General features: G+C 70.0%; 14 protein-coding genes. 4 read left to right on the top strand and 10 right to left on the bottom strand.

Features of this window, described 5'->3' with window-relative positions; translation table 11 throughout:
* Nucleotides 1-19: 19 nt before the first annotated feature.
* Entirely contained in the window at nt 20-1117 is a 1098-nt protein-coding gene (locus GON06_RS09960; RefSeq protein ID WP_157312122.1) for a VIT1/CCC1 transporter family protein, read from the bottom strand.
* A 101-nt stretch (nt 1118-1218) separates the two neighbouring features.
* A complete protein-coding gene (locus GON06_RS09955; RefSeq protein ID WP_198346668.1) occupies nt 1219-2961 on the bottom strand; it encodes a DEAD/DEAH box helicase in 1743 nt (580 codons plus the stop codon).
* Nucleotides 2962-3064: 103 nt separating this feature from the next.
* Here GON06_RS09955 and GON06_RS09950 point away from each other — a divergent pair, with 103 nt between their 5' ends.
* A complete protein-coding gene (locus tag GON06_RS09950) occupies nt 3065-3898 on the top strand; it encodes an SGNH/GDSL hydrolase family protein (protein WP_157312120.1) in 834 nt (277 codons plus the stop codon).
* 18 nt (nt 3899-3916) lie between these two features.
* On the opposite strand, the gene dxs is transcribed toward GON06_RS09950, so the two are convergent.
* The 5 genes from dxs to dut all read right to left on the bottom strand — a co-directional run bounded on the left by dxs (nt 3917) and on the right by dut (nt 10785).
* Complete coding sequence (gene dxs, locus GON06_RS09945) at nt 3917-5863, bottom strand: 1-deoxy-D-xylulose-5-phosphate synthase (protein WP_157312119.1); 1947 nt, start codon at nt 5861-5863, stop codon at nt 3917-3919.
* A gap of 139 nt (nt 5864-6002) precedes the next feature.
* A complete protein-coding gene (locus tag GON06_RS09940; protein WP_332837368.1) occupies nt 6003-8837 on the bottom strand; it encodes an aconitate hydratase in 2835 nt (944 codons plus the stop codon).
* 156 nt (nt 8838-8993) lie between these two features.
* Nucleotides 8994-9743: a DUF3159 domain-containing protein gene (locus GON06_RS09935; RefSeq protein ID WP_332837367.1), complete on the bottom strand. Its 750-nt coding sequence runs from the start codon at nt 9741-9743 to the stop codon at nt 8994-8996.
* A complete protein-coding gene (locus GON06_RS09930) occupies nt 9740-10342 on the bottom strand; it encodes a DUF3710 domain-containing protein (RefSeq protein WP_157312118.1) in 603 nt (200 codons plus the stop codon). Before GON06_RS09930 ends, GON06_RS09935 begins: the two co-directional genes overlap by 4 nt.
* Entirely contained in the window at nt 10339-10785 is a 447-nt protein-coding gene (gene dut / locus GON06_RS09925; RefSeq protein ID WP_332837366.1) for a dUTP diphosphatase, read from the bottom strand. Before dut ends, GON06_RS09930 begins: the two co-directional genes overlap by 4 nt.
* A gap of 18 nt (nt 10786-10803) precedes the next feature.
* On the opposite strand from dut, the gene GON06_RS09920 reads away from it, so the two are divergent.
* Nucleotides 10804-11283 carry a DUF3093 domain-containing protein gene (locus tag GON06_RS09920; protein WP_157312117.1) on the top strand — a complete coding sequence of 160 codons (480 nt, stop codon included), beginning with the start codon at nt 10804-10806 and terminating at the stop codon, nt 11281-11283.
* A 28-nt stretch (nt 11284-11311) separates the two neighbouring features.
* Here the strand turns inward: GON06_RS09920 and GON06_RS09915 are convergent, their stop codons facing one another.
* Entirely contained in the window at nt 11312-11605 is a 294-nt protein-coding gene (locus GON06_RS09915; protein ID WP_116242239.1) for a DUF4193 domain-containing protein, read from the bottom strand.
* Between the two features lie 197 nt (nt 11606-11802).
* Between GON06_RS09915 and sepH the strand changes: the two genes are divergently transcribed.
* Nucleotides 11803-12828, top strand: coding sequence for a septation protein SepH (gene sepH / locus GON06_RS09910; protein ID WP_157312116.1), 1026 nt, complete (start codon nt 11803-11805; stop codon nt 12826-12828).
* Here sepH and GON06_RS09905 read toward each other — a convergent pair whose 3' ends face one another.
* Nucleotides 12829-13956 carry an alkaline phosphatase family protein gene (locus GON06_RS09905; protein WP_157312115.1) on the bottom strand — a complete coding sequence of 376 codons (1128 nt, stop codon included), beginning with the start codon at nt 13954-13956 and terminating at the stop codon, nt 12829-12831.
* Nucleotides 13957-14022: 66 nt separating this feature from the next.
* Here GON06_RS09905 and GON06_RS09900 point away from each other — a divergent pair, with 66 nt between their 5' ends.
* Nucleotides 14023-16461: a DNA gyrase/topoisomerase IV subunit A gene (locus GON06_RS09900; protein WP_157312114.1), complete on the top strand. Its 2439-nt coding sequence runs from the start codon at nt 14023-14025 to the stop codon at nt 16459-16461.
* Nucleotides 16462-16493: 32 nt separating this feature from the next.
* Here GON06_RS09900 and GON06_RS09895 read toward each other — a convergent pair whose 3' ends face one another.
* The gene (locus GON06_RS09895) at nt 16494-17402 is read right to left on the bottom strand and encodes an arginase family protein (protein ID WP_157312113.1); all 909 of its coding nucleotides are present in this window, start codon (nt 17400-17402) and stop codon (nt 16494-16496) included.
* Nucleotides 17403-17410 lie beyond the last annotated feature (8 nt).

Raw genomic sequence — 17410 nt, 5'->3', positions numbered from 1 at the left:
TCCCGCGCGGGTGAGAGGCTCAGGCCGCGCCGACTCCGAACAGCAGGCCGAGTGCGTAGGTGACCGCCGCCGCGCCGAAACCGATCGCCAGCTGCCGCAGACCGCGGCGCAGCGGCGGACCGCCGGAGAGGATGCCGACCATGGCGCCGGTGCTGAGCAGGGCGATGCCGACGAGGATCAGGGCGACGACGATCGCCGTCGTCCCCTGCAGACCGAAGATCCACGGCAGCACCGGGATGATCGCTCCCGAGGCGAAGAGCAGGAAGCTGGAGATCGCCGCGGTCCAGGCGCTGCCGACGATCTCGTGGTCCTCGCCTGTCGCGTGCACGCCGATCGGCCCGGTGGCCGAGCGGCGGACGCCGGCCTGGGCGGCGCGCACGATGCGCTCCGCCCGTGCGAGCGCCAGGTCCTGCTCCATGCCCCTGGCGCGATAGACCAGTGCGAGTTCGTTGGCGTCGATGTCGAGGTCGGCGGCTGCGGCATCCGCGTCGTCGTTGTCCTCCGTGGCGGCCAGCAGCTCGCGCTGGGAGCGCACGGAGACGAACTCCCCCGCCCCCATCGAGAGCGCGCCGGCGAGCAGGCCCGCGATGCCGCTGAAGAGCACGAAGCCGGCGGACACCCCGGTGGCGCCGATGCCGAGCACCAGCGCGAGGTTGGAGACCAGTCCGTCGTTGGCGCCGAACACCGCTGCGCGGAACGAGCCGGAGAGCCGGCGGCGGCCGCGCGCGGCCAGACCGCGGACGACCTCGTGGTGCACCTTCTCGTCGGCGCGCATCGCCGGGGTGGCGTACGCCTCGGTGTCGTACGGCGAACGCGCCTCTGCGGACTGGGCGAGCGCCAGCACGAAGATGGATCCGAAGTGCTTGGCCATCCATCCCAGCATCCGGGAGCGTAATCCGGCACGCGGCAGCCGCGCCGGCTCCTCGCCGAGCAGATCCAGCCAGTGCTGCTCGTGACGCCGTTCGGCGTCGGCGAGCGACAGCAGGATCTCCTGCTCCTCACCGGTGCGGCGCGCGGCGAGCCCGAGGTAGACGGCCCCCTCGGCGCGCTCCTCCACGAGGTAGCGCGCCCAGCGCCTCCTGTCAGCAGCTGTGGGCACGGGCGCGGGCGCAGTCATGGGACCTCCGGTCGGGAAAGGGAACACCCCACGCTATCGGCGCAGATGCCGCGGAACCGCACGGATCCGCGGATTCAGAGCATTTCGGGCGTCCTAAGCACTCAGGAGCGAACGCGCTTGCGGAGCACCTCGATGCGCGCCTGCAACTGGGTCACGGTGGCCTGCGCCACGGCGGGGCCGCCGCACACCCGCCGCAGCTCCGCATGCACCGCGCCGTGCGGTTCACCGCTCTGCCGTGCATAGAGCCCCACCAGGCTGTTCAGCAGCTGGCGCTGCTCGCGCAGGGTGCGGTGCAGGGGCGCGGGCAGGGTCGTCGTCGCCTCAGGCCCGGCCTTCGCCTCCCGCGCCTCACGCAGCTTGGACTGGCGCGCGCTGCGCTGCATGAGGAGCTCGTGGACATGCTCCGGCTCGAGCAGGCCGGGGAGCCCGATGAACTCCTCCTCCTCCAGCGATCCGGGTTCGGCGAGCTGTCCGAAATCCTTGCCCTCGAACACCACCCTGTCGAAGTGCGCGATCGACGAGATCGCCTGATAACTGAACTCCTGGGTGAGCGCGTCTGACGCCTCGTCCTCGCGGTTCGCGCTCTCCAGCAACGAGTCCTCGAGGCCGTCGTCGTCCTTGTCCCTCCGGTCGAGGGCGTGGTCGCGCTGCCGTTCCATCTCGTTCGCGAGCGTCATCAGCACCGGGACGTTGGGCAGGAACACACTGGCGGCCTCACCGCGGCGCCGTGCGCGCACGAAGCGGCCGATGGCCTGGGCGAAGAACAGCGGCGTGGAGGACGACGTGGCGTAGACGCCGACCGCCAGTCGCGGCACGTCTACACCCTCCGACACCATGCGCACCGCGACCATCCAGCGCCGGTCGTTCTCGCTGAACTTCTCGATCCGCTCGGACGCCGAGGCATCGTCGGAGAGCACGATCGTGGGCTGCTCCCCCGTGATGCTGTGCAGGATCTTCGCGTAGGCGCGTGCGACGGTCTGATCGGTGGCGAGCACCAGCCCGCCGGCATCCGGCACGTGGTGGCGAATCTCGGTGAGGCGGCGATCCGCGGCGGACAGCACCGCCGGCATCCACGCCCCCTCGGGGTCGAGGGCGGTGCGCCAGGCCTGCGAGGTGATGTCCTTGGTGTTGTCCTGCCCCAGGTGCGCCTCGAGCTCGTCACCCGCACTGGTGCGCCAGGTCATCTTTCCGGAGTACATGTGGAACAGCACCGGCCGGACCACGCCATCGGCCAGGGCGCGGCCGTAGCCGTACCGGTAGTCGGTGACCGAGACGCGCGATCCGGACTCGTCGGGGTGGTACTCCACGAACGGGATCGGCGCGGTGTCGCTCCGGAACGGCGTGCCGGAGAGCAGCAGCCTGCGCTTCGCGGGGCCGTAGGCGTCGCGGATCGCATCGCCCCAGCTCAGCGCGTCGCCGCCGTGGTGCACCTCGTCGAGGATGACGAGGGTCTTCGCGTCCTCGGTCAGGTGGCGGTGCACGGACGACTTCGCGGCGACCTGCGCGTAGGTCACGACGACGCCGTGGTAGTGCCTGGCCGGCGCCCAGTGGCTGTTGCGGAACCGCGGGTCGAGACGGATGTGCACACGCGCGGCGGCATCCGCCCACTGCGTCTTCAGGTGCTCGGTCGGGGCGACCACGATCACCCTGTTCACCTCGCCCATGCGCAGCAGCTCGACGGCGAGGGTGAGGGCGAAGGTCGTCTTGCCCGCACCAGGCGTCGCAGCGACGAGGTAGTCGCGCTGATCGCGCTGGAAGTAGTCCTCGAGCGCCTCGCGCTGCCAGGCCCGCAGCTTGTCCGCCGTTCCCCACGGGGCGCGCTGAGGGAAGGACGGGGAAAGCATCGCCTCAACGATAGTCGAGGCCGGGGACATCGTCGGCGCACGCGGTAGGCTCGCATGCGGCGCGCCCGGCATCCAGGGCGCACCCTGCGTGAAGGAGAGTTCGATGGTCGACCAGGAATCGTCCCGTACCCCGTACATCGCCAACGAGGGGGCCCACCCCTGGCACCGGTTCGTCGCCATCGGCGACTCGTTCACCGAGGGCATCGGCGATCCCGATCCGAACGTGCCGGGCGGTCACCGCGGCTGGGCTGACCGCGTCGCGGAGGTGCTGGCCCAGGACTCGGACGACTTCGCCTACGCCAATCTCGCGGTGCGTGGAAAGCTGATCGCGCAGATCGTGGCCGACCAGATCGAGCCCGCAGTCGCACTGAAGCCCGACCTGATCTCGATCTGCGCGGGCGGGAACGATGTCATCCGCCCCGGCACCGACCCCGACGACATCGCGACCCAGCTCGAGGGCGCGGTGGCGCGCCTGTCGTCCAGCGGCGCGGCAGTCGTGCTCTTCACCGGCATCGACACCGGCTTCACGCCGGTCTTCCGTCCGTTCCGCGGCAAGGTCGCGATCTACAACGAGAACGTGCGCACGATCGCGGACCGGTACGACTGCATCGTCGCCGACCAGTGGGCGCTGAAGGTCGTGCAGGACCCGCGTTTCTTCGACGACGATCGGCTGCACTACAACGCCCTCGGCCACCACGAGGTGGCCCGCATGGTGCTGCGCGCGCTGAACGTGCCGAACGACCTGCAGGCGATGCAGCCCGACCCGGTGCCGGTGCGCACCTGGCGCGAGGCCCGCGCCGAGGACATCGGCTGGGCGCGTGAGCACCTCGTGCCGTGGGTGCTGCGCCGCCTCCGCCACCAGTCGTCCGGCGACAACGTCGAGGCGAAGCGGCCAGAGCCCGCTCCGGTGAGTCTGCCCGGCGATCCGGCCGCCTGAGCGCTGAGCCGGGCCGGCTCAGCGCAGGTTCGGATTGAGCGGAAGCTCGATCGCGCCGGTCTCCCCGGTCTGACGCGCCATCGGCACGCGCCGTCCGAGCACCTGAGCCACCACGTCGTGAGCGATCTTCGGGGCAGTCAGCCCGGCGTCCTCGAGGATCTGCTCGCGCGAGGCGTGATCGATGTACGCATCAGGAACGCCGAGTTCGTCGACCGCGGTGTCGACTCCCGCCTCGCGGAGCACCTGACGCACGCGCGTGCCGATGCCGCCGACGCGGATCCCGTCCTCCATCGTGATCACGAGTCGGTGCCGGGCGGCGAGCTCGACGATCGAGGGCTGTACCGGGATCGCCCAGCGCGGATCGATCACCGTCGCGCCGATCCCCTGGGCACGCAGCCGCTGCGCGACTTCCAGCGCCATCGACGCGAAGGGACCGATGGCGATCAGCAGCACATCCTCGGTCTCGTCGCGGGCCAGCACGTCGACGCCGTCGTCCAGTCGCTCGAGCGCAGGGATCTCGTCGGGGGCGGCGCCCTTCGGGTAACGGATCACGGTCGGCGCGTCGTCGATGGACACCGCCTCCTCGAGCACCTCACGCAGGCGCGCGCCGTCGCGCGGCGCGGCGATGCGGATGCCGGGGACGATCTGCAGCATTGACAGGTCCCAGATGCCGTGGTGGCTCGGTCCGTCCGGTCCGGTGACGCCCGCACGGTCGAGCACGAACGTGACGCCCGCCTTGTGCAGGCCGACGTCCATCAGCACCTGGTCGAGGGCGCGTCCCATGAACGTCGCGTAGATCGCGACCACCGGATGCAGGCCGCCGTACGCGAGCCCGGCAGCGGATGCGACGGCGTGCTGCTCGGCGATGCCGACGTCGTAGACGCGGTCCGGGAAGCGCTCCGCGAACGGGGCCAGTCCGGTGGGCCGCAGCATCGCCGCGGTCATCGCGATCACGTCGTCGTGACGGGCGCCGACGTCGACGAGCGCCTCGGCGAAGACGTCGGTCCAGGCGTGTCCGGACGACTTGGCAAGTGAGCCGCCGGTCTTCGGGTCGATGCGCCCGACGGAGTGGAACTGGTCGGCCTCGTCATCGAGGGCGGGCTGATAGCCGCGCCCCTTCTCGGTGATCACGTGCACGATCACCGGCGCGCCGAAGCCCTTGGCGAGCTGCAGCGTCTCCTGCAGGGCGCCGATGTCGTGGCCGTCGACGGGGCCCAGGTACTTGATGTCGAGGTTCGAGTACAGCGCCGCGTTGTTGGTGAAGCGGCTGAGGAAGCCGTGCGTGCCGCCTCGGACCCCGCGGAACAGCGCGCGCCCGAACGGGCCGAAGGAGCGGAACAGCCGATCCGACCGGTGGTGCAGGTCCCGATAGGCGGCGGCCGTGCGGACGCGGTTCAGATAGCGCGACATCCCGCCGATCGTCGGTGCGTAGGAGCGGCCGTTGTCGTTGACGACGATGACCAGGTTGCGGTCGTTGTCGTCGGAGATGTTGTTGAGCGCCTCCCAGGTCATGCCGCCGGTGAGCGCGCCGTCGCCGACCACGGCGACCACGTGGCGATCCGCGCGACCTGTGGCCGTGAGCGCCCGGGAGACGCCGTCAGCCCAGCTCAGGGAGCTGGAGGCGTGCGAGGACTCCACGACATCGTGAGCGCTCTCCGAGCGCTGCGGATAGCCGGCGAGTCCTCCGCGCGAGCGCAGCTCGCTGAAGTCCTGACGGCCGGTGAGCAGCTTGTGCACATAGGACTGATGGCCGGTGTCGAAGATGATCGGGTCGTCCGGCGACGAGAACACGCGGTGCAGGGCGATCGTCAGCTCGACGACACCGAGGTTCGGGCCCAGATGGCCGCCGGTCCTGGCGACGTTCTCGATCAGGAAGGAGCGGACCTCCGCGGCCAGCTCGTTGAGCTGCTCCGGGGAGAGCCGGTCGAGGTCTCGGGGTCCGGTGATGCTCGGCAGGATCGGCATCGACGCTCCTCTTCGACTCGGTACGGCGTTCCGCGCGGTGGCGCAGGACGTCTCTCATTCTATCCGTCGACCTGTACGCGAGCAGGGACAGCGCGGGGCTCGGACGGCGAACCGTCCGAGCCCCGCGACCGCATGTGGGTCAGACCAGCGAGCGCAGCACGTACTGCAGGATGCCGCCGTTGCGGTAGTAGTCCGCCTCACCGGGGGTGTCGATGCGCACCACGGCGTCGAACTCGACGACCTGCTTGCCCTCAGGCGAGAACTCGCTCGGGGTGGCCGTGACCTTGACGGTCTTCGGCGTGATGCCCTCGTTCAGCGCCGTCAGCCCCGTGATCGAGATGATCTCGGTGCCGTCCAGGCCGAGCGACTCCCAGGTCTCTCCCTGGGGGAACTGCAGCGGGACCACGCCCATGCCGATGAGGTTCGAGCGGTGGATGCGCTCGAAGCTCTCGGTGATGACCGCCTTGACGCCGAGCAGGTTCGTGCCCTTGGCCGCCCAGTCGCGCGACGAGCCGGAGCCGTACTCCTTGCCGCCGAGCACCACCAGCGGGGTGCCCTGGGCCTGGTAGTTCATGCACGCGTCGTAGATGAAGGCCTGCGGGCCACCCTCCTGGGTGAAGTCGCGCGTGTAACCGCCCTCGATCTGCTGACCGTCGTTGACGGCCTTGACCAGCGTGTTCTTCAGGCGGATGTTCGCGAACGTGCCGCGGATCATCACCTCGTGGTTGCCTCGGCGCGACCCGAAGGAGTTGAAGTCCTTGCGATCCACACCGTGCTCGGTCAGGTACTGCGCGGCCGGGGTGCCCGGCTTGATCGCACCCGCGGGCGAGATGTGGTCGGTGGTGACCGAGTCACCCAGTGCGGCCATCACACGGGCACCGGTGATGTCGGCGACCGGGGTGAGCTCCATGGTCATGCCGTCGAAGTACGGCGCCTTGCGCACGTAGGTCGAGGCGTCGTCCCACTCGAAGATCGGGCCGGTCGGCGTCGGCAGGCTGGTCCAGCGCTCGTCGCCGTCGAAGACGGTGGCGTACTGGTTGATGAACTGCTCGCGCGAGATCGACGAGTCGATGATCTCCTGCACCTCGTCGGAGGTCGGCCAGATGTCCTTCAGGAAGACGTCGTTGCCCTCGGTGTCCTGCCCGAGTGCGTCGTTGTCGAAGTCGAAGTGCATCGAGCCGGCCAGGGCGTACGCGATGACCAGCGGCGGCGAGGCCAGGTAGTTCATCTTCACGTCCGGGCTGATGCGACCCTCGAAGTTGCGGTTGCCGGAGAGCACGGCGGTCACGGCCAGGTCGTGCTCGTTGACGGCGGCCGAGACCTCGTCGATCAGCGGACCGGAGTTTCCGATGCAGACGGTGCAGCCGTAGCCTACGGTGTAGAAGCCGAGACCCTCGAGATCGGCGGTCAGACCCGACTTCTCGTAGTAGTCGGTGACGACCTTCGAGCCGGGCGCGAGGGTGGTCTTCACCCACGGCTTCTGCTTCAGGCCCTTCTGCAGCGCCTTGCGAGCGACCAGACCGGCGGCGACCATCACCGACGGGTTCGACGTGTTGGTGCACGACGTGATCGCCGCCAGCGTCACGGCGCCGTTGTCGAGGATGTAGTTGTCACCGGCGGGAGAGGTGACCGGCACCGGCTTCGAGGCGTGCGCCGGGGCGCCGCTGTTGATGTGCACCGGGCGCGTGGTCGGCTCCTCGTCGCCGGGTGCCGCACCGGGATCGGATGCCGGGAACGAGTGCTTCGACTCGAGATCGACGATGTCCTCGCTGGTCGACGGCGTGGCGTAGTTCAGGATGTCCTTCTCGAACTGCTCCTTCGCCTCGGACAGCAGGATGCGGTCCTGCGGGCGCTTCGGGCCGGCGATCGACGGGACCACGGTGCCGAGGTCCAGCTCGAGGTACTCGCTGAACACCGGCTCGTTCGCGGCGTCGTGCCAGAGCCCCTGCTCCTTGGCGTAGCTCTCGACGAGGGCGACGGCCTCGTCGGTGCGACCGGTGAGACGCAGATAGTCGAGGGTGACGTCGTCGACCGGGAAGATGGCCGCGGTCGAGCCGAACTCCGGCGACATGTTTCCGATGGTGGCGCGGTTGGCGAGCGGCACGGATGCCACGCCGGCACCGTAGAACTCGACGAACTTGCCGACCACGCCGTGCTTGCGCAGCTTGTCGGTGATCGTGAGCACGACGTCGGTGGCGGTGACACCGGCGGGGATCTCGCCGGTGAGCTTGAAGCCCACCACGCGCGGGATCAGCATGGAGACGGGCTGGCCGAGCATCGCCGCCTCGGCCTCGATGCCGCCGACGCCCCAGCCCAGCACGCCGAGGCCGTTGACCATCGTGGTGTGCGAGTCGGTGCCGACGAGCGTGTCGGGGTACGCGCGCAGGACGCCGTCCACGGTGCGGTCGTAGATGACCTTGGCCAGGTGCTCGATGTTCACCTGGTGCACGATGCCGGTTCCCGGCGGGACGACCTTGAAGTCGTCGAACGCGGTCTGGCCCCAGCGCAGGAACTGGTAGCGCTCGCCGTTGCGCTCGTACTCGATCTCGACGTTGCGCTGCAGCGCGTTCTCGCTGCCGAACAGGTCGGCGATGACCGAGTGGTCGATGACCATCTCGGCGGGCGAGAGCGGGTTGATCTTCGCCGGGTCGCCGCCGAGGGCGGTGACGGCCTCGCGCATGGTGGCGAGGTCGACGATGCAGGGCACACCGGTGAAGTCCTGCATGAGCACACGGGCGGGCGTGAACTGGATCTCGGTGTTGGGCTCGGCCGTGGCATCCCACGATCCGAGGGCCTCGATCTGCGCCTTCGTGACGTTCTTGCCGTCCTCGGTGCGGAGGAGGTTCTCGAGCAGCACCTTCAGGCTGAACGGGAGCTTCTCGTGCCCGGCGACGGTGTCGATCCGGAAGATCTCGTAGTCGGTGCTGCCGACTGTCAGGGTGCTCTTCGCACCGAAGCTGTTCACCGTGGACACGTATCCGTCTCCTTCTTATGGGATGGGAGCGACAGGCGACTCCATCTTGCTCGCCGTGCACATGCCATGGCTAGCAAGGCGGGCCTTACCAGTCTGCGCCGCCGCGCGCGTTGGCGGAAGCGTGAGATTTATCTTGATGTCAAGATAAATCTAGCACTATTCCGAAGCGCTCTCATCTGCCACGCCGCTGTCCCGGTCCTTGGGATAGAGGGCCCGGGCGACGAGCCAGGTGACCGCGACGAGCGGCGCGAACAGCGGCAGGCCCATCACGATCTTGAGTGTGCCGAGCAGCGCGACATCGCCGGCGAAGTAGAGAGGAAGCTGCACGGCGAGGCGGGCGAAGAACACGCCGGCCCACGCGATGCCGAGCCAGAAGAAGGTGCGCCGCTTGCGCCTGTCCTTGCGCCAGGCGATGCCGTCACCCATGAGATAGCCCACGATGAGCCCGATCAGCGACCAGCCGACCAGCGCCGTGATCAGGTACGCGGAACCGTACAGCGTGTTGGTGATGAAGCCGGGGACGAAGTTGTCCTCGCCGCGCCCCGTCCACAGTGCGAGGGCGGCGGCGACCCCGGCGGCGATCAGCCCTCCGAAGGCGGCGCTCGAAGGCGACCGCTGGATGAGCCGGATCGCCGTGAAGACCGCGGCGAGGCCTACGGAGCTGACCAGCGAGATCCACAGCGGCTCAGGCTTGAGCGTGTAGACGATCACGAAGACGAGGCCGGGGAGGACGGATTCGACGACTCCGCGCCAGCCGCCCATCGCACGCCAGACCACGTGGCCCGTGGAGGTGCTCTGATCGGCGTCGAGGCCCATCCGCCGAGCCGCGTCCCCGAAGGCCGCGCCCAGAACGTCGGGCGCCGACGCGGCCTGTTCGGAGTCGTCCGGTCCGGTGGGCTGGCTCACACCGAGCCCGGGGTCGACGGCATGCGCAGCGGGATCAGGTCGCGCGGAGGCATCGGCGATGCCCCGCGGACCACGACGATCGAGCGGAACAGGTCCTCGACCTGCTCGGCGGCCTGGGGGTCGGATGCCGCAGCGCCGCCGATGACACCGCGAAGGAACCACCGAGGGCCGTCGACGCCGACGAAGCGAGCCAGACGCAGCCCGGAGCCCTCGGCGGCGGTGCCGGGGACCTCGGCGAGCAGCTCCTTGCCGAGCGTGCCCTCGCGTTCCTCGGCGCGACCGCCTTGGGAGCGGATCTGGTCGCGCAGCTGCACACGGGTCTCATCCCACAGTCCGCGGGTGCGCGGCGCCGCGAAGGGCTGCACCTGAAGCGAGGAGTCCGCGTAGTCGAGTCCGACCGCGACGATGCGCTTGGACTGCTCCTCGACCTCGAGGCGCAGGTTCAGTCCCTCGCGCGGCAGCACCTTGATGCCGCCGAGGTCGATGTACGGGCGGACCGGGTTCGCCTCGGAATCGTCGAAGGGACCGGCGGTGGCGCGGTCTGCGGGGGCGGACTTCAGCGCGTCGTCGGCGCCGTCCGGCTCGTTGTTCTCAGTCATCGTTCTCCCTGGGTGTACCCGGTGGATCCGAAGCCGCCGTCTCCGCGGACGCTCTCGGGCAGCTCGTCCATCGGGATGAAGTTCGCGCGTGTCACGGGCATGACGATCAGCTGCGCGATGCGGTCTCCGACCGCCACATCGTACGCGCTCCGGCTGTCCGTGTTCAGCAGACTCACTTTGATCTCGCCCCGGTAACCCGCATCCACGGTTCCCGGCGAGTTCACCACGGTGATGCCGTGCTTGGCAGCGAGGCCACTCCGCGGCACCACGAAGGCGGCATAACCCTCGGGCAGCGCGATGCGCACACCGGTGCCGATCAGGGCCCGCTCCCCCGGCTCCAGACGGACTGCCTCGGAGGCGACGAGGTCTGCTCCGGCATCACCCGGATGCGCGTAGCCGGGAGTCTGGGCGGCGATAATGGGGACGTCCACGGAATCGGTCACCTGACGAGGCTAATGCAGATGAACACCCCCGCTACACGCCCCCACTACCGGGAGCGTCTCACGCCGAGCCTGTGGATGCTGATCACCATCGCTCTGGCTGGTCCCATGGTCGCGCTGGTGTTCGTCCCTGTCGGAGCCACGCTGGCTCTGGCGCTCGGCGCGGTGGTCTCGCTGCTGCTCGTGGCCGCCGGCATCCTGCTCTCGCCGGTGATCGAAGTGGACGGCACGGTGCTGCGCGCCGGGCGAGCGCACATCGACGCACGCTGGCTGGGGGACGCCGTGCACCGCACCGGCGAGGAGGCAAAGCGGGCCAGAGGGCCCGAGCTGCCCCACGACGGGTGGCACCTGGTCCGAGGAGGCATCGACGGCGTCGTCATCGTGACGCTCACCGATCCGGACGACCCGCACGGCACCTGGACCATCTCCTCACGGACGCCCGACCGCCTGGCTGCAGCCATCCGCGCAGCCCGGCAGGAAACAGAACGCGCCCCGATCTGACGATCGGGGCGCGAAGGGCGTGCTGCCGTCAGGCGGCGCATTCCTTGCAGATGGGGCCCTCGGGGCCCTCGTGGTCCAGCTGCGAGCGGTGCTTCACCAGGAAGCAGCTCATGCAGGTGAACTCGTCCTGCTGAGCCGGGAGCACGACGACGTCGAGCTCGACATCAGACAGGTCAGCACCGGGAAGCTCGAACCCGGTCGGGTTGTCCGAGTCCTCGTCGTTGCTGGCGCCGGCACGATTGTCCGGCACGCGCTCCTTCAGAGCTTCGATCGACTCGGAGTCGTCTTCGCTCTTGCGGGGTGCGTCGTAGTCGGTTGCCATGCTGGAGATCTCAACTTTCACAGTGGTGTGCGGGGTCACCGTCGGGTGTGCGGCGGCCATAGTTTGCACGACCTCGGATGATTTCGCAAATATCCGTGGACGCGACCGGGAAAACTCACGGCGCGCCCACGGTATTCCCAGGGCCTATGCGTGCGCCGTGACACCATGAACGCACACCCATCCTGAGGGGCATTCGCATGGAAAACGTCACCATCGTCGGCGCTGAGTCGGGCGTGCTCGTGCTCGCCACCGAGTCGGGCGAGCGCTTCGCGCTGCCCATCGACGATCTCCTGCATCGCGAGATCCGTCGTGCATCCAGGGACGCCGAGGCAGCGCCCGCGCGCCTGGCCGCCAGCCCGCGCGACATCCAGGCCCAGATCCGAGCCGGTCTCTCCGCCGCCGAGGTCGCCGAGCTGCTCGGCGTCAGCGTCTCGGACGTGGAGCGCTTCGAGGGGCCGGTGCTCGCCGAGCGCGAGCACATCGTCGGTCAGGCACTGGCCGTCCCGGTGCTGATCGGCAGCGAGGTCGAGCCGGACGCCCAGCCGACGTTCGGCTCCGCCGTGCGGGCGAAGCTGTCGGAGGCGCGTGCGAGCGACGAGCACTGGGCCAGCTGGAAGGACGAGTCCGGGTGGGTGGTCAAGCTCGCCTTCGTCTCGGACGAGGTCCAGCACGACGCCCGCTGGAGCTTCGACCCTCGTCGCAGCCTGCTCTCCCCCCTGAACGCCGACGCCACGCAGCTGTCCCGCCAGGGATCCCTGCCGGAGGGACTCATCCCCCGACTGCGCGCGGTCGAGACCGAGAAGGCGTCGCCGTACAAGGACGACTCCCGCTTCGACTCCGGCGCGTTCGGTCCGCGCCTCGTGCCCGCCCCGGAGATCGCGGAGATCGATCTCGAGGACGAGACGCCGGTGCGGGCCCCTGCGGCGGTTCAGGATGCCGCGGCACGGCACGCGCCCGCCGAATCCAAGACCAGCGCCGAGACCGCCGATCTGCTCGAGGCGCTGCGCCGCCGCCGGGGTCAGCGCGAGACGGCACCCGTCCTCGACGAGGTCGAGGACGCGAACGAGACCGGACCCATCGCCCTGTTCGAGTCGCTCGACGAGGATGAGACGCCGGAGCCCCCGGCCGAGCAGCCCGAGCCCGACCGGACCGCACGTCGCGGCCGCCGAGGCGCGATGCCGTCCTGGGACGAAATCGTCTTCGGCGCACGCACCGACGAGTGATCAGACGGCGTAGCCGCCGAGCCGCAGATACGGCACCCGCCACTCCTCGGGAGTGAGTGCGCCGTGCTGTCCGACCATGTTGCGTCCGCGCTGGTCCTCGGCCGCTCCGTCGTAGAGCGCCCTGTTGCCTCTGGCGATCGCGAGGATGTCGCCGATGCGGGAGGCAGCGGCCTCCGAGACCACGGGCCCGAACAGCCCGGCGGCGATCGCCTCGTCGCGCGGGAGCACGTCCGCGAGCCCTTCGAGATCGCGGCGCCAGCGTCCCAGGATGTCGGACGCGGCAGCATCCGGCTCGAGGTAGACGTGCAGCATGCGCGGCTCTCCCCCGATGTGCCGCACGCCGTCGTGCCAGCCGTCGCCCTCGTCCAGGACGACCTGACGGTGCGCGGGGACGTCGACCATGCCGTGGTCGGCGGTGACGAGCACGCCGACGCCGGGAGGCGCCGGAGGCCGCAGCGCGGCATCGACGTCCTCGAGCGCGGCCACCCACTCGGCCGAGTCGACGCCGTGTCTGTGACCGGCCTTGTCGGTCTCGGGCAGATAGCAGTAGACGAGCGAACCGGGGTTCTGCTCCGCGAGGTCCCAGGCGGTCGCCACGCGCTCGGCGGGGCGTCCGGCCGGCACGAACGTAGCCCCGCGCAGCGTGGCGTGCGTGAAGCCACTGTGGGCGTGGCCGGCGAAGCCGACCGCGAACGCCGGATGCCCGACGGCGACTGCCCGCTCGAACACGGTCGGCTGCGACTGCCAGGTGAGCGGATCGATCCCCGCGCCCTCCCACTCGGTGAGCTGGTTCACGAGGACGTCGCGGCGCGGATCGCGCACCCGGTAGCCGACCAGCCCGTGCGCACCGGGCATCTCACCGGTGAGCAGAGTCGTGAGCGCGGCGGCCGTCGTCGTCGGGAAGACCGATGCCGCGGCATCCTTCTTCGACATCGCCGCGGTGAGCGTGCGCGCGTGACCGGCGTGCGCGCGCAGCGGGAGCGCCCCCAGCCCGTCCACGACCACGAGCACGGCGGAGGAGACCTGGCGCAGGGTGTCGGACTCCCCGCGCAGCGACGCGAGCAGGTCGGGCGCCACCCCGGCGATGCTGCGCGTCAGAGCGGGCCCGGCCGGTAGCATGAGAGTCATCGTCGCCAGTCTCCCACAGGCGACGGCGCTGAATTCGTTGCCCAGGAAGTCACAGCCGAAAACAACATGGCCCGATCCACTCCTCCCGAACCGGTCGACGAGCGCATTCAGGACATCGATCTCTCGCAGGAGATGCAGGGATCGTTCCTGGAGTACGCCTACTCGGTGATCTACTCCCGCGCTCTGCCCGACGCCCGCGATGGCATGAAGCCCGTCCAGCGACGCATCCTCTATCAGATGGCCGAGATGGGGCTGCGCCCCGACCGCGGCCATGTCAAGAGCGCCCGCGTCGTGGGCGAGGTGATGGGAAAGCTGCATCCGCACGGCGACTCGGCGATCTACGACGCCCTGGTGCGCCTCGCGCAGGACTTCGCCCTGCGCGTGCCGCTCGTCGACGGCCACGGCAACTTCGGCTCACTCGACGACGGCCCGGCGGCCTCGCGGTACACCGAGGCGCGCCTCGCGGCATCCGCACTGTCGATGACGGAGAGCCTCGACGAGGACGTCGTCGACTTCGTGCCGAACTACGACGGCCAGTTCCAGCAGCCGGCGGTGCTGCCGGCGGCGTTCCCGAACCTGCTGGTCAACGGCGCGAGCGGCATCGCGGTCGGCATGGCCACCAACATGGCACCGCACAACCTCATCGAGGTCGTCGCCGCCGCCACGCACCTGCTCGAGAACCCGGATGCCTCGACAGAGGATCTGATGGAGTTCGTGCCGGGCCCGGACTTCCCGTCCGGTGCGATCCTGATGGGGCTGGACGGCGTCAAGGACGCGTACACGACAGGCCGCGGCGCCTTCAAGCTGCGCGCGAAGACCTCGATCGAGTCACTCGGACCGCGCAAGACCGGCATCGTCGTCACCGAGCTGCCCTACCAGGTCGGCCCGGAGCGCGTGATCGCGAAGCTGAAGGACGCCGTCGGCGCCAAGAAGCTCCAGGGCATCAGCGACGTGCAGGACCTCACCGACCGCAAGAACGGCCTGCGCCTGGTCATCACGGTCAAGACGGGCTTCGATCCGGCAGCGGTGCTCGAGCAGCTGTTCCGGCTGACTCCGCTCGAGGACTCGTTCTCGATCAACAACGTCGCGCTGGTCGAAGGCCAGCCGCGCACCCTCGGGCTCAAAGAGCTGCTGAGCGTGTACCTCGCGCACCGCATCGAGGTCGTCACCCGACGCAGCCAGTACCGCCTCGCACGCCGTAACGAGCGCCTGCATCTGGTGAGGGGACTCCTCCTCGCGATCCTCGACATCGACGAGGTCATCCAGGTCATCCGCTCCTCCGACGACTCCGAGAGCGCGCGAGCCCGGCTGCAGCAGGTGTTCGAGCTCGACGAGATCCAGGCCGAGTACATCCTCGAGCTGCGGCTGCGCCGGCTCACGAAGTTCTCCCGGCTCGAGCTCGAGGCGGAGCGCGACAAGCTGCTCGCCGAGATCGCCGAGCTCGAGACCCTTCTTGGCGACCCGGCGCTGCTGCGCGCGCAGGTGGCCGCCGAGCTGGATGCCGTGGCCGAGACCTTCGGCACACCCCGACGCACGCTGCTGCTGAACGCCGCGCCGCCGAAGCAGCGCCAGACGAAGTCGGCTGCCGAGCTGCAGATCGCGGACGCGCCGACGACGGTGCTGCTGTCCACGACGGGCCGCGCTGTGCGCGTCGACCTCGAACCGGGAGCCGTCATCGCGACTCCGGCACGTCGCAGCAAGCACGACGGCATCATCGCGCGGCTGGAGACCAGCACACGAAGCGAGATCGGTGCGGTCACCAGCACGGGCCGCGTCGTGCGCTTCACGCCGGTGGACATCCCCGCGGTGCCCGCGACCTCCGTGGGCCTGGGCGCCGGTGTGCGAATCGCCGACTACCTCGGCATCACGGATCGGTCTGAGCGCGTCCTGGCGCTGATCAGGTTCGACGACGACACTCCCCTGGCCCTGGGCACGAAGGACGGCGTGGTCAAGCGCATCGTCCCCTCGACCCTCCCGGTGCGCCCCGAGCTCGAGGTCATCGGGCTGAAGCCCAAGGACGTCGTGGTCGGCGCCGCCCCCGCTCCCGACGACGCCGAACTCGTCTTCGTGACCTCGGACGCGCAGCTGCTGCACTTCACCGCCTCGAACGTGCGCCCCCAGGGCGCACCGGCCGCGGGCATGGCGGGCATCAAGCTGGGCAGCGGCGCGGAGGTCATCTCGTTCACCGTGGTGTCGGCGCCCGACGATGCGGTCGTGGTCACCGTCTCCGGGGCCGACGCGGTCCTGGCCGGCACCGACAACGGCCGGGCGAAGGTCTCGCTGTTCTCGGAGTTCCCCGGCAAGGGCCGCGCCACCGGCGGAGTCCGCGCACACGCCTTCCTGAAGGGCGAGGATCGCCTGCGTCTGGCCTGGGTCGGTGCGGAGCCCCGTGCGCTGGGCAACGATGGCGCGGCGCGGCAGCTGCCCGAGTCCGGTGCCAAGCGCGACGGCTCCGGGCAGCCGCTCGACGCCGTGATCGGCTCGGTGGGCACGGCGATCGGCTGACCGGACGTCTGGTCCCGAGCCGTCGAGCGCCCTCAGCCCTCGTCGAGCTCGGTGCCCAGCTCGCCCAGCCCGGCGGTGATCACGTCCGCCAGCAGCAGCGCGTGCGTGCCGTCAGGATCGAGGTCAGGGTCGAAACACGCGACCGATGCGCCCCATGCGCGCGGTGCGAGGGCAGCGAGCAGGGTGCGCAGCTCATCCGGTGAGAGGCCGCCGGCGCTCGGACTGTCGACCGCGGGCATGTGCGCGACGTCGAGGATGTCCGCATCCAGGTGCAGCCAGAATCCCCGCTCGACGCCCTCTGCCTCGAGGATCCGCGCGGCCGCCCGCTGCGCGCCGTGCAGGATCACCTCTTCGGCCGGGATCGTCACCGCGATCGTCTCGGTGACCTCCCGCACGTGCTCATCGTCCTGGCGGCATCCGAGGTGCGCCGTGTGCCGGGCGTCGAAGTAGGGGCCCAGCCCGTCGATGTCGGCGATCTCGGGAAGGTGCCGGCCGATCGCGGCGGCGAGATCCTCGCCCGCGACCGCCCCGCAGTCCGGGTCGTTCCCCGGATGCCGGAAGTCCGTGTGCCCGTCCAGGTGGACCAGTCCCCCTCCGCCGCTGATGCGCGTGGCGACGCCGGCGCCGAGGAGGATGCTGCAGTCGCCGCCGAGCACCAGTGGCGCGCGACGCTCGGCGCGCACCGCGAGCAGCCGCTGGGCGAGGCGCCGAGAGTGGGCGATCAGCGCCTCCTGGTTGCGGGGCGTTCCCGGTGACCTGTTCTCGTCCTCGAGGTAGCGGCCGGGAAGCACGACGCCGGCGTCGACCGCTCCGTGCCGCTGCATCCGCTCGTGCAGCCCCGCCTCGCGCAGAGCTTCCGGCGCCTTCGCCGCGCCGGGTACGGAGCCGGCTGTCGGCGGGCGCAGACCGAGGTTCGAAGGTGCCGAGACGAGCGCGATCATCGTGTCAG

Origin of the sequence: Microbacterium sp. MAH-37 (assembly GCF_009758255.1) — a bacterium.
In the GTDB taxonomy this organism is placed as follows: domain Bacteria; phylum Actinomycetota; class Actinomycetes; order Actinomycetales; family Microbacteriaceae; genus Microbacterium.
This window is presented reverse-complemented; position numbering and strand designations above follow the sequence as displayed.

Bases quoted from the DNA above. Each gene is read 5' to 3' on its own strand.
- GON06_RS09960 (WP_157312122.1), bottom strand. From the start codon at position 1,117: ATGACTGCGCCCGCGCCCGTGCCCACAGCTGCTGACAGGAGGCGCTGG.
- GON06_RS09955 (WP_198346668.1), bottom strand. From the start codon at position 2,961: ATGCTTTCCCCGTCCTTCCCTCAGCGCGCCCCGTGGGGAACGGCGGAC.
- GON06_RS09950 (WP_157312120.1), top strand. From the start codon at position 3,065: ATGGTCGACCAGGAATCGTCCCGTACCCCGTACATCGCCAACGAGGGG.
- dxs (WP_157312119.1), bottom strand. From the start codon at position 5,863: ATGCCGATCCTGCCGAGCATCACCGGACCCCGAGACCTCGACCGGCTC.
- GON06_RS09930 (WP_157312118.1), bottom strand. From the start codon at position 10,342: ATGACTGAGAACAACGAGCCGGACGGCGCCGACGACGCGCTGAAGTCC.
- GON06_RS09920 (WP_157312117.1), top strand. From the start codon at position 10,804: ATGAACACCCCCGCTACACGCCCCCACTACCGGGAGCGTCTCACGCCG.
- GON06_RS09915 (WP_116242239.1), bottom strand. From the start codon at position 11,605: ATGGCAACCGACTACGACGCACCCCGCAAGAGCGAAGACGACTCCGAG.
- sepH (WP_157312116.1), top strand. From the start codon at position 11,803: ATGGAAAACGTCACCATCGTCGGCGCTGAGTCGGGCGTGCTCGTGCTC.
- GON06_RS09905 (WP_157312115.1), bottom strand. From the start codon at position 13,956: ATGACTCTCATGCTACCGGCCGGGCCCGCTCTGACGCGCAGCATCGCC.
- GON06_RS09900 (WP_157312114.1), top strand. From the start codon at position 14,023: ATGGCCCGATCCACTCCTCCCGAACCGGTCGACGAGCGCATTCAGGAC.
- GON06_RS09895 (WP_157312113.1), bottom strand. From the start codon at position 17,402: ATGATCGCGCTCGTCTCGGCACCTTCGAACCTCGGTCTGCGCCCGCCG.